The sequence below is a fragment of the Kribbella speibonae genome (genome assembly GCF_004331375.1).
Classification (GTDB): Bacteria; Actinomycetota; Actinomycetes; order Propionibacteriales; family Kribbellaceae; genus Kribbella; species Kribbella sindirgiensis.
Genome location: NZ_SJKC01000002.1, coordinates 322403 through 337091 on the forward strand (window position 1 = coordinate 322403; position 14689 = coordinate 337091).

Sequence of the window (14689 nt, forward strand, 5' to 3'; positions counted from 1 at the left end):
CGCAACCACCGAGCCCCTCGATACATCAAACCCCGCAAGAGGCGAAGGGGGCGACCATGGCGGCGGAGTCGGGGAGTCTGCGCGGGTTCTACGTTCGGTCCGGCCTGCTGTCGGCCGGTGAGGTCGCGATCGTCGGTGGCGTGGCCGGCTGGATCGTGGGCTGGCGGTACGGCCATTGGCTGATCACCCTCGGCCTGCTGCTCATGGTCGTCGGGCTGTGGCCCGTGGGCTTCCGGGTCCGCCGGTCCTTGGCCGGCGCCTATGTCAGGCTCGGTCAGAGCCTGAAAGGTCAGTCCGCGGCGTACCACTACCGGAAGTTCGCGGCCAAGCATCCTGAGCAGGCCTGGCGCTTCGCGCTGACACTGGACTGGCAACGGGACCTGCTGCGCGGGCTGGACAGGCACGCGGAGGCAGAGCCGGTCGCCCGTGAGGCCGTGGAGACCTGGCGGGACGTCGTCACCATCGACCCGAGCCGCGCCGAAGAGCTGTCCAGAGCACTCAACAAGCTGACCGTCACCCTCAGCGCCCTGAAGCGCGCGGACGAACTGGTCCCGCTCACCGAAGAGGCCACCGTCGTCCAGCGCTCACTGGTCGCCGAGCAGGAGAAGCTGCTTGCGCTGCACCTGTCGAACCTGGCGGTCGGTCTGCAGAACAAGCGCCAGTGGGAAGCAGCACTCCCGGCAGCCGAGGAGGCGGCGACGCTCTACCGGCGCCTGGTGCCAGTAGATCCGGACCAGCTCGAACAGGCGGCAGACACCGCAGAAGGGCTGGCGACGACTCTGCGCCGCCTGGACCGTCCGCTGGACTCGCTTCAGACGACACGCGAGTGGGTCGAGTACGAGCGCACGCTCGCCGCACGGCGCCCGGACCGCCGGCCCCAGCTCGCAGAGGCGCTTCGGGTGCTCGGCAGCCGCTCGGCCAACCTGGACCACGTCGATGACGGCATCACGTCTTGGCACGAGGCCCTCGATCTCTGGCGGCAGCTGGCATCGCAAGGCGACGAGCATCGCTCCGCCTACGCGGACGCGTGCAACCTGATCGGACACGGCCTGGGCGTCGTCGGCGAGTCCACAGAATCGCTGACAGTCCTCCGGACCGGTCTCGACGTACGGCGGATGCTGGCGGCACTCGATTCGCGGCAGTACGACGACCTGCTGGACGACCTCGGACGCGCAACGGAGACCTCACACGCGTTGGAGTTCGCAGCCGAGGCTGTCGCCGTCGTCCGCGACCACACCGATGCCCTGACCGCGCACACGCTCGCCAGCGCCTCGGAGCGGCTCCGGGACGCGGGCTTCACCGCGGAGGCCGACGAGCTGTCAGCCCGCCGAAGCTGAGCACCAGTGGGGGCCGGTGGTCCAGCCGAGGAGGCGGCGGCCGCCTCGGGGGGTGCGGCCGTTGGTGTCGAAGTGGTGGCCTGCGGCTATGTCCATGAGGCCTGTGACGGCTGGGGCGAAGCGTGGGCCGAGGACGGCGGCCTGCTCTCGCAGCTTGGCCAGGACGGCTGTGGGGTCGGTGTAGCTGAGGAAGAAGATCCCCTGACGCCACGCGTACGCCGTGTTCTTCAGGCCGGCGAGTGAGACCGGTTGGGTCTGGCGCTGGATCGCCCAGGTGAACGAGCGGTCCGCGAGTTCGGGGCCGACCTCTCGGAGCCAGTCGGTCAGGTCCAGTGCCTCGACGAGTACGGCGAGGTTGTGCGAGGTCAGGATCTGGCTCTGCTCCAGTACGGTGCCGTTCTGGGCGACGTACCCGGGTGTCTGTGCAGTGTGAGCCTCCTGCGCACGGCTGCGGCACAGGTCCGCGAAGTCGTCGGACGTCAGCTTGCGCCAGCGGATCCGCGAACGTTGCTCCGCGGCCGGCCAGGCGGCGGGGAGGTCGTAGTAGCGCGCGTACAGCGTCCCGGACAGTACCCGGCTCGCGACCGACGCCGCCTCCCGCCACTTCGCCGTGAACGTGCCCATGAAGATGTCCGCGGCGACCTCCTCGACGAGCGGCAGTCCGAGACCGGCCTGGCTGACCAGCGCGCGGAACTCGCGGACCAGCGGGTTCGGCAGGATCGTCTGCGGGAACGCGCCGAGCGCGACGGCGGCGGTCTCCCGAAGCGTCTGCGCGGCGGCGCGCGTCGCCTTCTGCGAGCGGTCGCGGTACGGCGCGACCGCGGAGATCCACGGGAGCTCGTCGAACCGCACCTGGTGTTCGAGGTTCTGCAGCAGCAGACTGCGCCGCCGCCGGAAGGCCGCGTACGTCTGCGCGTACACCGAGGCGAGTGCCGGGTCCGCGATATTTGCCGCCAGCAACTGTGACGTGACCTGCGGCAGCACCTCGGCGAGCACCTCGCCCGAGCCGATGACGCCGCGATCCACCAACTCCCCGATCGGCGCCTCGAGCGCCCGGGCGGCCTTCGCCAGCAGGTGCGGCGGCATCGCCACGCCCGCCGCCGACGGGAGCTCCGCGCCGTCGACGTCCCCCGCGATCGGGTCGAGCGCAGGCAGTCCTCCGTCCCGCGGGAAACGGTCGAGCCGCGTACTCAGTACGTGCGCCAACGTGGCGTACGTCGGGCGCGCCGCCACGCCGTACTGTGCCGTACGCAAGACCGCGCGGGCCTCGGACCCGGGCGCGCCGTGGGCGGTGACCGTGTTGGCCAGCGCGCGCCGGATCCACCCGACCTCGCGGCCGGTCAGGGCCGAGCTGTCGACGGGACAGCGCTCCAGCGCCGACTGCAGCCGGGCGAAGTTGCTCTTCGGGTGCCGTGCGTGGTGCAGCTCGGCTGCGGTGGCGTAGTCATCCAGCCACTGGCAACGCCGCTCCACCCAGTCGTCCGGCCAGACCCGGCACGGCCAGCCACCGCTCACCGCGCCTGAAACCAGCTCAGGGAGGTCACCGTCGACCGTGTCGCACCACAGCGCGACCAGCCGGTCGTAGAGCGGGTTCCAGACCTTAAGGGTCTCCCGCATCGCGGCGATCCGCGGCGGTACCTTCGCCTGCCGCAACTGAGCACGGGCCTGATCCACCGACTGCCGCCGTACCACTGCGCCGACCGGAGCCGACGACGGACCGAACGTCGGAGTGAGACGGAGCCGGTGCATCAACGGGCGCAGTTCGGCCACCAGGTCAAGTGCCGCGGCGAAGTGCCCGTGTTCGAGCAGCCAGGCGACCACCAGCAGCGCCGACTCCTCCGGTACGTCGACGCGGCAACGCCCGGCGCGCATGGCCTGCCCGAGGTCCGCGAGCCCTTCGTCACCGAGGTACCAGAGATTGACCCGCTCCCGGTCCGTCTCCCCCGGCGCGTTCTCCGGCAGCCGGGCGAGCTCGTCGGCGCTCGGCGGCGACTCCGCCACGTACCGGCCGGTCGCGAACCCTCCGGTCACCACTTCGAGCGTGACCCACACCGGCGTGTCGGCGACCGGCGTTCGCGACCCGATCGTCAGCCGGCCGGACGCCATCCCCTCGAGAACGTTGCGCCACGCATCGACGCGGACCGCGGCGCGCCGGCGTACCGCTGGATCGTCCGCCACCAGCGCCCGTTCGAGCGCGTGCTGGAGCCGGCCCGTCGCGTACATCCGGAACCCCCGTTCTCTGGATGGAACAGCGCTTCGACATGGAGGCAGGACTCGAACCTGCGCCCTCCCGGTGAAGAGCCGGGCGATCTACCCCTGATCTACTCCATGTGGTCTAGGCAACTTCGTTACAGCCTAACGACCATACGGCGTTCTTGTGAGGACAAACGTCGCGACATTCAGGTGGGTGATGGTTTCGCCGTTGCGGATCACATGGAGCTTCTCGCCGGCCAGGTAACCGTCGCGGCCCTGGTAGAGGTCGGGGGCGAGGGGTGACAGCCGGGTCGTGAGACCGCCGGAGAGCTGCAGGATTCCGGCGCGGACGGAGATCGTCAGCGGCGTGTTGCCCCAGTACCAGTGGCCGAGCAGGTCGGCGCCCTGGGCCAGCGGCGGCTCCGGCACCCACTCCTGCGTAATGGGCGGCTCGTACCGGACCAGAACGCGGACCAGGTCAGGAGCCAGCGAGGCAACCCGGCCGTACGTCGCGTTGCCCAGCGTCACCGCACCGACCCGGCGGACCCGGTCGACGAACAGCCCCGCCAGGAACCCCGGCATCGAACCGGTGTGACCGATCAGCAGGTGCGGATCGTCCGCGATCAGCCGCAGACCGAGCCCGTACGACGCGTTCAGCCCCTCACCCGGATCCGACGCCACCGGCGCCGCCATCTCGTCGACCGAGTCCCGGCTCAGCACCTCGTGCACCGGGTCGATCCAGAACGCCGCGTACCGCGCCAGGTCTTCGATCGTGCTCCACAGCTGCCCCGCCGGCGACATCGCGCCCGAGTCGTGCGTCGGCTCCGGGTCCAGCTGCCCGCTGAACGGGTGCACCGAGAAACCGTCGGCGGCCGGGGCGGCCGGGAAGTACGTCGTACGCCGCATCTCGAGCGGGTCCAGGATCCGGGCCTGGACGAGCTCCATCCACGGCTGGTCCCGCAGGCGCGCGACGATCTCGCCGAGCAGGCCGTACCCGAGGTTGGAGTAGTGGTGTCGCCGGTCCGCCGGGCCGGCCGCCTGCGCGTCGTTCATCGCCGCGGTCAGCTCGTCGAACGTGACGCCCGGATTCCGTTCCCACCAAGGGCCTTCGGGCTCCGCGTTCATCCCGCCGCTGTGCGCGAGCAGGTGCCGGATCGTCAGGTCCCCGAACGCGATCCCCGGCAGATGCTTGCCGACGGCATCGTTCAGCGACAGCAGCCCGTCGTCGCGGCACTGCATGATCAGGACCGCCGTCATCGTCTTCGTGATCGACCCGATCCGGTACTGCACATCGGGCCCCGGCAACGCCCCTCCGGCCGTCGCGAACCGCCCGCGCGCCCCGGTCCACACCAGCTCCCCGTCCCGCAGCACCCCGGCATTCACCGACGGCAACTTCCACTCCCCCTGCGCTGTCGCGATCTCGGCGAACAGAGCAGCGGCGGTGTCCGGGCGTACGTCAGTCAACTGAGGCTCCAGGCAGGTCGGGGACGGACCAGTATGCCTGCCTTACTCGAAGGCCTCCGGTGCAGGGCAGGAGCAGATCAGGTTGCGGTCGCCGTACGCGCCGTCGATCCGGCGGACCGGGGGCCAGTACTTCGAGGCGCGGTCGACCGAGCGTGGGAAGGCGGCCTCCTCGCGGGTGTACGCGTGCTCCCACTTGTCGTTGATCACCGACTCCGCGGTGTGCGGCGCGTTGACGAGGGGGTTGTCGGCGGCCGGCCACTCGCCCGCGGCGACCCGGTCGATCTCGTGCCGGATCGCGATCATCGCGTCGCAGAAGCGGTCGAGTTCCCCGAGGTCCTCGGACTCGGTCGGCTCGACCATCAGCGTGCCGGCCACCGGGAACGACATGGTCGGCGCGTGGAAGCCGTAGTCGATCAGCCGCTTCGCGACGTCGTCGACGCTGATCCCGGTCTCCTTGGTCATCGGCCGCAGGTCCAGGATGCACTCGTGCGCGACCAGGCCGTTCTCGCCGGTGTAGAGCACCGGGAAGGCGTCCTCGAGCCGCTTCGCCACGTAGTTCGCGGTCAGGACGGCGGCCTTCGTCGCCGCGGTCAGCCCCTCGGCGCCCATCATCCGGATGTAGGCCCACGAGATCGCCAGCACGCCTGCCGACCCGAACGGCGCGGCGCTGATCGGGCCGACGCCGGACTCCGGACCGGCCTGGTCGAGCAGCGGGTGGTTCGGCAGGTACGGCGCCAGGTGCGCGGCGACCGCCACCGGGCCGACACCCGGGCCACCGCCGCCGTGCGGGATGCAGAACGTCTTGTGCAGGTTCAGGTGGCTGACGTCGCCGCCGAACTCGCCCGGCTGCGCGAGCCCGAGCAGGGCGTTCAGGTTCGCGCCGTCGACGTACACCTGACCGCCGTGGTCGTGGACGATCTGGCAGACCTCGCGGACGCTCTCCTCGTACACACCGTGCGTGGACGGGTACGTGATCATGATCGCCGCGAGCTTCTCCGCGTGCTCGGAGGCCTTCGCGCGCAGGTCGTCGAGGTCGATCGTGCCGTCGTCGTTGCCCTTGACAACGACGACCTTCATCCCGGCCATCACCGCGGACGCGGCGTTCGTGCCGTGCGCCGACGCCGGGATCAGGCAGACGTTGCGGTCCACGGAGCCCTGCGCGCGGTGGTACCCGCGGATCGCGAGCAGACCGGCGAGCTCACCCTGGGAGCCCGCGTTCGGCTGGATCGAGACCTTCGCGTACCCGGTGACCTCGGCCAGCCAGCGCTCCAGCTGACCGATCAGCTTCACGTAGCCGGCCGCGTCCTCGATCGGCGCGAGCGGGTGCAGGTCGGAGAACTCCGGCCAGGTGACCGGCTCCATCTCGGTGGTCGCGTTCAGCTTCATCGTGCAGGACCCGAGCGGGATCATGCCGCGGTCCAGCGCGTAGTCCTTGTCGGACAGCTTGCGCAGGTACCGCAGCATCGCCGTCTCGGAGCGGTGCGTGTTGAACACCGGGTGCGTCAGGTACTCGGTGGTCCGCGGTACGGCGACCCCGGCCGCCGCGAGCGTGTCGTCGTACTGGACGCCGAAGGACTGGCAGACCCGGGTCAGCGTCGCGACGTCGGTCTTCTCGTCGCAGGAGATGCCTACGTGGTCCGCGTCGACGAGCCGCAGCCAGATCCCGTTCTGCCGGGCGGCGTCCACGACGTCGGCGGCGCGGCCCGGGACCCGGGCAAGGACGGTGTCGAAGAAGTCGTCGTGCACGACCTCGACACCGCCGGCACGCAGCGAGGCGGCCAGCTTGCCGGCGTGGTCGTGGACCCGTTCGGCGATCGCTTTCAGGCCGTCCGGGCCGTGGTAGACGGCGTACATCGACGCGACGACCGCGAGCAGGACCTGCGCCGTACAGATGTTCGACGTCGCCTTCTCGCGACGGATGTGCTGCTCACGGGTCTGCAGCGCCAGCCGGTACGCCGGGGCGCCGTCCGCGTCGACCGATACGCCGACGAGGCGACCGGGCAACGACCGCTCCAGGCCGGAGCGGACCGACATGAAGCCGGCGTGCGGGCCGCCGTAGAACAGCGGTACGCCGAAGCGCTGCGAGGAACCGATGACGATATCGGCGCCCGCCTCCCCCGGCGCCTCGAGCACCGTCAGCGCGAGCAGATCGGAGGCCACGGCAACCAGCGTGTCCCGCCCGTGCGCCGCCTCGATCAGCGGCTTCAGGTCGCGGACGACGCCGTTGGAGCCCGGGTACTGCACGAGAAGGCCGAAGAAGTCGCCCTCGGGCAGACCGTCGGTGGTGTCCGCGACGACAACCTCGATACCGAGCGCCTCTGCGCGGGTCTGCACGACCGCGATCGTCTGAGCGAACGTGTCCGCGTCGACCAGGAAGCGGTCGGACTTGCTCTTCTTGTTCGAGCGGTGCGCCAGCGTCATCGCCTCGGCGGCGGCGGTGCCTTCGTCGAGCAGCGACGCGTTGGCAGTCGGCAGGCCGGTCAGATCGGAGACCACGGTCTGGAAGTTGAGCAGCGCCTCGAGCCGGCCCTGGGAGATCTCCGGCTGGTACGGCGTGTAGGCCGTGTACCACGCCGGGTTCTCGACCAGGCGGCGGACGATCACCGACGGGGTGAACGTGCCGTAGTACCCCTGGCCGATCATCGAGGTCGCGACGGTGTTGCGGGCCGCGAGCTGACGGAGCTCGGTCAGCGCGTCGACCTCGGAGGCCGGCTCGGGCAGTCGCAGCGCCTCGGCGGACCGGATCGACGCCGGGACCGCGTCGTCGACCAGCGCGTCGACGTCGTCGTACCCGAGGAGCTGGACCATCCGGGCGATCTCGTCCGGGCGCGGACCGATGTGCCGGTCGGCGAAGGTCGCCGAAAGCTGCGGGGTGTCGTTCACTAGAGGCTCCGATGCTGACTGTCGCTGCCGGTGGCCTCCCCCTCTGTCACGCGCGCTGCGCTCCAGAGTCGCCTGCGACACTCGGTCCATGGGCCTGAGAGGTTCCGGGGAGGAATTGCCCCTTCGGCGCCCGATGACACGGGTCTCTCCCGAGTGCTGTGAACGGCTGCCTTGAGGCTACCAGGAATCCTGGAACAGTTCGGGCAGCAGGCTCCGCGCGGCCGGCCGCGCCGCCTCGACCTGCTCCGCCGTCGCCGACTGCATCGGCCGGCGCACGCGGGTGCCGACGTCGGCCCAGCCCCCGACCGCGGCCAGGAACTTGTCCAGCGCCGGGTTCGACAGACCGGCCTTTTGCAGCGGTACGACGTGGGCCGCGAAGAACTCGGCGATCCGCCGTTCGACGTCCAGATCGTGTGCCGTCCGTACGGCGCCGTTCGGCGAGAGCGCCGCCACGTTCGAGTAGCTGCCGTGCGCACCGAGTAACGACATACTCGCCAGGAAGTGCCCGGGGACGAAGATCGCCAGCCCCGACCGCGTGGCCTCGTCGAACCAGGCCTTGTCACCGCCGGCGGTCTTCAACCCGATCAGGCTCGGCACAGCTGCGGCCAGTTCGGTGAGCTGGCGAGCACTGACTTGCGTCTTGGCATGTGGCGGGTTGTAGAGCACCAGCGGCACGTCACCGGCCGCGTCGGCGGCCTGGCGGAGGAAGTCGAGTACCTCGTGAGGATTCAGCGGAAGCCAGTCCGGGACGATCACCTGGATCGCGCCAGGTTCCAGGGCGGCCGCGCGCCGGACGCGGGACAGTTGGAGCTGGGCGGAGGGGTGGCTGGCGCCGATCTGGAACGGTTTACCCGCGGCAGCCAGCAGCTCGTTGACGCGGTCGAACTCGTCCTCGGTCAGGGTCTGGAACTCCCCCGCCGTCCCGTGGGCGTAGAGCCCGTCGACGGACGTCCGGCGCAGCGTGTCGACCTGCGCCTCGAGCCGGTTGAAATCGATCGAGTCGTCGGCGTTCAGGGGTAACAACAAAGTCGCCCACACACCGCGGAGCGAGTCTGCAGTGAGTGGGCGCACAGAGGAGAAACTAGATCAGCCAGTCATGCGGGCGCGGCGGCGGGCGGCGAGTTCGTCGCCGGAGTGACCCTCGGAGTCGCCGTCGTCGTGGCCGTCGGCGCGCTCGGTCGGCAGCTCGGACAGCGAACCCTCGACCTCGCGCCAGACACCGCCGAGCGCGATCCCGAACACACCCTGGCCGCCGGCCAGCAGGTCGATGACCTCGTCGGGCGACGTGCACATGTAGACCGACGCGCCGTCGCTCATCAGCGTGATCTGGGTCAGGTCGTCGAAACCGCGCTTGCTGAGGTGCGCGATCGCGGTCCGGATCTGCTGCAGCGAGATCCCGGCGTCGAGCAGCCGCTTGATCACTTTCAGCAACAGAACGTCACGGAAACCGTACAGCCGTTGCGTCCCCGAGCCGGTCGCCGGGCGGACGGACGGGGAGACCAGGCCGGTCCGGGCCCAGTAGTCGAGCTGCCGGTAGGTGATCCCGGCCGCGGCGCAGGCCGTCGGACCCCGGAACCCGACGTCCTCCGGCATCGGCCGCAGGTCGTCGTCGAACAGCAGACCCTGAACGCCGGCGGTGGCAGTAGCGGCTGCCACAGCCTCTGCGTGCGCGTCGGACGTCGACTGCGCCGTCAGATCCGTGTCCCCGGTGCGTGTCACGCCTGAGCCTCCCTGGATACCGACTGGAACGAGCCATCTCCGTGGAGTGACAGCACCCCACGACTTCTTCACGGTAAGCCGCCGCCCGAACCGGGTCAACGACAACCGCGTCGAGCCGAGAGCGTGTCGCGACCGTCGTGCGAATCGTTACCTAGGTTCTCAGCTCTTGTCGAAGTCCTCCGGGGTGACCTGGTCGAGGAACTCCCGGAACCGCTCGACCTCCTCTTCCTCCTGCACCTCGTCGGCGCCGTTCGTCTCACTCTCCGGGACCGGGATCCCGGCCTCGGCGAGGATCTCCTCGGCGCAGAACACCGGCGTACCGGTCCGCAGCGCGATCGCGATCGAGTCCGACGGCCGGGCCGAGATCTCGGTCTTGTCGTCGAACACCAGGATCGCCTCGAAGATGCCGTCGGTCAGGTTCACGATCCGGACCTGGCTGAGGGTGTGCCCGAGGACGCGGATGGTTTCCGCGAACAGGTCGTGGGTCAGCGGCCGGGGCGGCTCCATGCCCTGCTGGGCGAAGGCGATCGCGCTCGCCTCGGCAGCACCGATCCAGATCGGCAGGTATCGCTCACCTCCGACCTCTTTCAGCAGCACGATCGGCTGACTCGAGGGCATCTCCACCCGGACTCCGACCACGTCGACTTCGCGCACACGTTCAGCCTACTCCGAGCCGAAGCCCCGGGTAGGCCCGCGGGGGTTCGCTGTGGACAGCCCTACGGACGCGGGAGGCGGGAGCGGACCAGCGCGGTGTGCAGACGGACGGTGAGGGCGGCCAGCTCACCGGTCTGTTCGGTACGGCGCGGGCCGGTGACCTGTTCGATCAGGCCGACCTCGCGGTCCGCCGCCGTACGGAACGCGCGCAGGTGCCGCGGCTCGAGGCCGTACGCCGCCAACTCGGCCGCGACCTGCGCGATCACGATCGCGTCCCCGCCGTAGTGGTTGCCGCCGGCCACGACCAGGCCGTGGTTCTCCAGCTCGGCGAGCAGTTCGGGCGGTACGCCGGCAGCGGCCAGCAACTCGTCCCGGGTCAGTCGTAGCTCGGTGCTCGCGGCACCGAAGTCCTCGGCGACGGGCTGACCTGGTGTCTGCGGCAACGAACTCGGTGCGACCGGCGGACCGGCCGCGGCGGGTTGCAGGCCGCGGTCGATCGCACCGAGGTGTTCCTTGATCACCTTCAGCGGCAGGTACTGGTCGCGTTGCGCGGTCAGCACGTACCGCAGCCGGTCGAGGTCGGCGGCGCTGAACTTGCGATAACCGGACGGCGTCCGGGCAGGCGTCACCAGCCCCTCGGCCTCCAGGAAGCGGATCTTGGAGATCGTGACGTCGGCGAACTCGGCCTGCAGGAGCTGCAGCACCTCTCCGATGCCGCGGCCGCCAACAGGCCCCTCCTCGCTGGGCTCAGGCTTGGCCACTGGCGTAGTACACCAGCCGGTACTTGCCGATCTGGACCTCGTCGCCGTTGGTCAGCTGGACCTCGTCGATCCGGTCGCGGTTGACGTAGGTGCCGTTCAGGCTGCCGACGTCGCGGACCTTGACGCCGTACGCGTCCCGGCGGAACTCGGCGTGCCGGCGCGACACGGTCACGTCGTCGAGGAAGATGTCGCTGTCCGGGTGCCGGCCGGCGGTGACCACGTCGACGTCGAGCAGGAAGCGGCTGCCCGCGTTCGGCCCGCGCTGGACGATCAGCAGAGCGGACCCGGCCGGCAGCGCGCCGACGGCGGCCGCGTCGTCCGCGGACAGCGGCTCACCGGTGCGCTCCGGCTCCGGCTCGGCGCCGATCGGGGTCAGCATCGCCGTGTCGGTGACACCCGGTGTCGGCTGCTGCGTCTGGGGCGTCGCCGGGGCTGCCGCCGGGCGGTCCGCGCCAGGCAGCATCGCTCCGCACTGCGAGCAGAACCTGCTGCCCTCGGAGTTCTCGTGCCCGCACTGGTTGCAGAACGGCATGCTGTGATCCTCCCGATCGCCGGTGGTCCGGCGACGTTTTCGATAGACCCCGTGGTAACAGTGTGACTTTCCGGAACAAACAGAATGGACCTCAACCCTCGACCGGCGGTTGAGGTCCGTAACTTATCAGCCCTGGTCGAGCTGACCTTTGTAGGCCTCGGCGTCCATCAGGGCCGCCACCTCGGCGGTGTCCTCGACCTCGATGTCGAGCAGCCAGCCCTCGCCGTACGGGTCGCTGTTCACCAGGTCCGGCTGGTCGGCGAGCGCCTCGTTGACGGCGGTCACCGTGCCGTTCACCGGGGCGTACAGGTCGCTCACGCTCTTGGTCGACTCCAGCTCGCCGCAGGCGTCGCCGGCCCGCACCACACTGCCGACGTCCGGCAGCTGCACGTACACGATGTCACCGAGCTGGTCCTGCGCGAAGTCGGTGATGCCGACCCGCACGGGGCCTTCCTCGCCGGCCTTCAGCCACTCGTGCTCGGCCGTGTACTTCAGGTCTTCGGGGTACACCTTGTCCTCGTTTCTACTTCGTAGGGCTGGGCGCCGGGCGAGCGTAACGATGCTCCTCCGGCGCGTGCAAGGCAGTGATCGCGACAGTCTCGAGCTCGTTGACCTCGGCGGTTCCGCCCACCTGCGGACCGGTCACCTCGCTGACCAGACCGCCGGGGAAGTTGGCCGCCTCGGCCAGGTTGTGGGACTCGCCGATCGCCTCGATGACGTACGGCGAGTTCACCTTCTGGCCGTCGATCCCGATCCCCGGGGCGTCGTCCACGAAGTCGGTGCTGGCCACCACCCGGACCTGTCCGTTGATCTGGATGGCCTCCGCGCCGGCGTCCCGCAGTTCCTCGATCGCGTCCAGCAGGTTGCTCGACGTCATCTTGCCCTGCGGGTCGTTCAGCGTGATCCGGACCCCCGGTCCCTGCGCCGGCAGCGTGCCGGCCAGGATGCCGAGGGTGCGGACCTGGGCCTCGGCCTGATCGCGGGCGGTCTGCGCCTTGTCCGCGCTGGAGGACAGCGAGTTCTTCCGCTCCTCCAGGTCGGCGATCTCGCTCTCCAGCCGCCGGGTGTTCTGCCCGAGTCCGTCGAGGATCGCGATCAGGTCCTCGCGGCGGGCGTTCTGGTAGCCGTCGTCGGCCCGGTTCACCCGGACCTGCACGACCGCGACACAGGCCACCAGGGCGAGGACGACGGCGACGATCGCCTGACCGCGGGACGGCTTGAACCCGGCCCGCAACCGGCGCAGCGCCAGGTTCGGCGTCCGCGGCTTCGGCATCGGCGTCGGGGTCTGCGGCTCCGGCGGCTCCGGTTTGGCCGGCGTCACCGGCTTCTCGTCGCTCATGGTCAGGCCCGGAAGATGTGCCGGCGGATCGCGGCCATGTTGGTGAAGATGCGGATGCCGAGGACGACGACCACACCGGTGGACAGTTGCGAGCCGACGCCGAGCTGGTCGCCCAGGTACACGATCAGGGCCGCGATCAGCACGTTGGACACGAACGACACGACGAACACCTTGTCGTCGAAGATCCCGTCCAGGAACGCCCGCAGCGCCCCGAAGACCGCGTCCAGCGCGGCCACCACCGCGATCGGCAGGTACGGCTGCGCCCAGTCCGGGACGTCGGGCGCCACCAGCAGACCGACGACGACACCGATCACCAGCCCGAGTACGGCGATCATCTCGTTCTCACCTTCGCGTAGCGCAACGCGATGGTCGCATCGGCCGGGACCAGCAAGGAGTCCTCCGTCGTGATCGTCATCCGGACATCGAAGTTGCTCACCAGGTACTGCACCCACTGGCCGCCCGAGCTCTGCGCGAACCGGGCCGGCATGGTCGCGGTGTCCCCGATCGCGAGCACCGTGTACGGCGGGGTCAGCGAACTGTAGTCAACGGTGATCGCACTGCCCGCGCCGCGGATCGCGGTCAGTGACGTGATCCGGTGACCGTTCACCGAGATCGCCTCCGCGCCGGACGTCCACAGGCCGTTGACCAGCTGCTGCAGGTCCACGTCGAGCAGCCGGCCTTCCTTCGCGTCGGCGTCCTTGGCGTCGTCGATCACCGCTTTGAGCCCCGGGCCGGTGGCCGCGATCACTCCGGTCTGCAACTCCAGGTCGTCGAGCTTCTGCTGCAGCGCGGCGCCCGTACTGTCGTTGCTCAGTCCGCTCGCCTGCAACCGGCGTACCTCGTCGGCGAGCCGGGACTGGTTGTTGCGCAGCTCGGTCAGCCGGTTGTCGGCCTGGTTGATGCGGGTGATCAGCTCCTTGCGCTGCTTCTCCGCCTCCGGTGCGCTGCGGTAGTTCTGCGCGGCGGCGACCGCGAGCAGGAAGCCGAGGACCGCGGCGGCCACCACCAGCATCACCCGGTGCCGGGACCGGGTCTGCTTGCTGGCGGAGCCGGTCCGGGCGGCGACGGCGTACCCCTCGTCGAGCGGATGCGCCATCAGGTTGTTCAGGAGTGACATCGACGCGTCGACGCGCCGAGGAGGTGCTTGCTGCGGGGCTTGCTGGGTCACCCGGCCGTGTCCTTGATCGGTTTGACCGTCTGGATCAGGTGCCGGAGCTGGGCGAAGTACAGCGCGCCGGCCCAGTAGTACAGACCGGTCCCCCAGATCGCGAACGCCCAGCCGAAGACCCGGGCGAGCAGGTTGAGGGTGCTGTCGCCGTCGCCGAGCAGGAGCAGCGGGAACGCGTACAGCAGGCAGAACGTGGCGGACTTGCCGAGGAAATGCACCGGCAGCGCGTTGAACCCGCGGCGGTGCAGCGCCGGCAGCGTGAAGGTCAGCAGCAGGTCGCGCAGCGGCAGCGCGATCGCCAGCCACCACGGGATGATGTCGCGCAACGCCAGGCCGATGACGGTCGCGAAGATGTACAGCCGGTCGGCGACCGGGTCGAGCATCTGACCCAGGCGACTGGTCTGGTTCATCCGCCGGGCGATCTGGCCGTCGGCCCAGTCGGTGAACCCGGACACCGCCAGCACGAGCAGCGCCCAGCCGTCTTCCTTGGGTCCGAGGACCAGCCACAGGAACAGCGGCACCCCCAGCAACCTCAGGAAGCTGAGTGCGTTCGGGATCGTCCACACCCGGTCGGACACTTCCAAGTCCGGCACGCGACCCCTCCCTCTCTCCACCCTGGATTCCCGTCCGTAACTGTAC

General features: G+C 69.9%; 14 protein-coding genes, 1 tRNA gene and 1 riboswitch. Of the genes, 1 reads left to right on the top strand and 14 read right to left on the bottom strand.

Annotation, left to right across the window (positions count from 1 at the left end; genetic code table 11):
• Positions 1–56 precede the first annotated feature (56 nt).
• The gene (locus E0H92_RS14955) at positions 57–1337 is read left to right on the top strand and encodes a tetratricopeptide repeat protein (protein ID WP_131496666.1); all 1281 of its coding nucleotides are present in this window, start codon (positions 57–59) and stop codon (positions 1335–1337) included.
• Here the strand turns inward: E0H92_RS14955 and E0H92_RS14960 are convergent.
• From E0H92_RS14960 to clsA, 14 genes are all read right to left on the bottom strand, one after another.
• The gene (locus tag E0H92_RS14960) at positions 1320–3560 is read right to left on the bottom strand and encodes a hypothetical protein (RefSeq protein ID WP_131496667.1); all 2241 of its coding nucleotides are present in this window, start codon (positions 3558–3560) and stop codon (positions 1320–1322) included. The genes E0H92_RS14955 and E0H92_RS14960 overlap by 18 nt on opposite strands.
• A 36-nt stretch (positions 3561–3596) precedes the next feature.
• A tRNA-Lys gene (locus E0H92_RS14965) sits at positions 3597–3668 on the bottom strand.
• A gap of 24 nt (positions 3669–3692) precedes the next feature.
• Complete coding sequence (locus E0H92_RS14970; RefSeq protein WP_131496668.1) at positions 3693–4994, bottom strand: serine hydrolase domain-containing protein; 1302 nt, start codon at positions 4992–4994, stop codon at positions 3693–3695.
• A gap of 42 nt (positions 4995–5036) precedes the next feature.
• Positions 5037–7877, bottom strand: coding sequence for an aminomethyl-transferring glycine dehydrogenase (gene gcvP / locus E0H92_RS14975; RefSeq protein ID WP_131496669.1), 2841 nt, complete (start codon positions 7875–7877; stop codon positions 5037–5039).
• Between the two features lie 72 nt (positions 7878–7949).
• Positions 7950–8039, bottom strand: a riboswitch (glycine riboswitch).
• A gap of 15 nt (positions 8040–8054) precedes the next feature.
• The gene (locus tag E0H92_RS14980) at positions 8055–8948 is read right to left on the bottom strand and encodes a dihydrodipicolinate synthase family protein (RefSeq protein ID WP_131496670.1); all 894 of its coding nucleotides are present in this window, start codon (positions 8946–8948) and stop codon (positions 8055–8057) included.
• Between the two features lie 15 nt (positions 8949–8963).
• Positions 8964–9470, bottom strand: coding sequence for a MerR family transcriptional regulator (locus E0H92_RS14985; RefSeq protein ID WP_238173517.1), 507 nt, complete (start codon positions 9468–9470; stop codon positions 8964–8966).
• Positions 9471–9755: 285 nt separating this feature from the next.
• Complete coding sequence (locus E0H92_RS14990) at positions 9756–10250, bottom strand: bifunctional nuclease family protein (protein ID WP_131462112.1); 495 nt, start codon at positions 10248–10250, stop codon at positions 9756–9758.
• 62 nt (positions 10251–10312) lie between these two features.
• Complete coding sequence (ftsR, locus tag E0H92_RS14995) at positions 10313–11011, bottom strand: transcriptional regulator FtsR (RefSeq protein WP_131496672.1); 699 nt, start codon at positions 11009–11011, stop codon at positions 10313–10315.
• Positions 10998–11543 (bottom strand): FHA domain-containing protein, encoded by a 546-nt coding sequence (locus tag E0H92_RS15000; RefSeq protein WP_131293402.1) that lies wholly within the window; start codon positions 11541–11543, stop codon positions 10998–11000. Before E0H92_RS15000 ends, ftsR begins: the two co-directional genes overlap by 14 nt.
• A 126-nt stretch (positions 11544–11669) precedes the next feature.
• Positions 11670–12053 carry a glycine cleavage system protein GcvH gene (gcvH, locus tag E0H92_RS15005; RefSeq protein WP_131462114.1) on the bottom strand — a complete coding sequence of 128 codons (384 nt, stop codon included), beginning with the start codon at positions 12051–12053 and terminating at the stop codon, positions 11670–11672.
• Between the two features lie 13 nt (positions 12054–12066).
• Positions 12067–12882 carry a DUF881 domain-containing protein gene (locus tag E0H92_RS15010; protein ID WP_238173439.1) on the bottom strand — a complete coding sequence of 272 codons (816 nt, stop codon included), beginning with the start codon at positions 12880–12882 and terminating at the stop codon, positions 12067–12069.
• A 2-nt stretch (positions 12883–12884) separates the two neighbouring features.
• Positions 12885–13217 carry a small basic family protein gene (locus E0H92_RS15015; RefSeq protein ID WP_130379362.1) on the bottom strand — a complete coding sequence of 111 codons (333 nt, stop codon included), beginning with the start codon at positions 13215–13217 and terminating at the stop codon, positions 12885–12887.
• Positions 13214–14050 carry a DUF881 domain-containing protein gene (locus tag E0H92_RS15020; RefSeq protein ID WP_238152701.1) on the bottom strand — a complete coding sequence of 279 codons (837 nt, stop codon included), beginning with the start codon at positions 14048–14050 and terminating at the stop codon, positions 13214–13216. The genes E0H92_RS15015 and E0H92_RS15020 overlap by 4 nt, the downstream gene beginning before the upstream one ends.
• Positions 14047–14643: a cardiolipin synthase ClsA gene (gene clsA / locus E0H92_RS15025; protein WP_131462115.1), complete on the bottom strand. Its 597-nt coding sequence runs from the start codon at positions 14641–14643 to the stop codon at positions 14047–14049. Before clsA ends, E0H92_RS15020 begins: the two co-directional genes overlap by 4 nt.
• Positions 14644–14689 lie beyond the last annotated feature (46 nt).

What these genes read in the sequence shown, in the direction of transcription:
- E0H92_RS15015 (WP_130379362.1), bottom strand. Translation starts at nt 13,217, where the DNA reads ATGATCGCCGTACTCGGGCTGGTGATCGGTGTCGTCGTCGGTCTGCTG.
- E0H92_RS14955 (WP_131496666.1), top strand. Translation starts at nt 57, where the DNA reads ATGGCGGCGGAGTCGGGGAGTCTGCGCGGGTTCTACGTTCGGTCCGGC.
- E0H92_RS15010 (WP_238173439.1), bottom strand. Translation starts at nt 12,882, where the DNA reads ATGAGCGACGAGAAGCCGGTGACGCCGGCCAAACCGGAGCCGCCGGAG.
- E0H92_RS14985 (WP_238173517.1), bottom strand. Translation starts at nt 9,470, where the DNA reads ATGCCGGAGGACGTCGGGTTCCGGGGTCCGACGGCCTGCGCCGCGGCC.
- E0H92_RS14960 (WP_131496667.1), bottom strand. Translation starts at nt 3,560, where the DNA reads ATGTACGCGACGGGCCGGCTCCAGCACGCGCTCGAACGGGCGCTGGTG.
- E0H92_RS15000 (WP_131293402.1), bottom strand. Translation starts at nt 11,543, where the DNA reads ATGCCGTTCTGCAACCAGTGCGGGCACGAGAACTCCGAGGGCAGCAGG.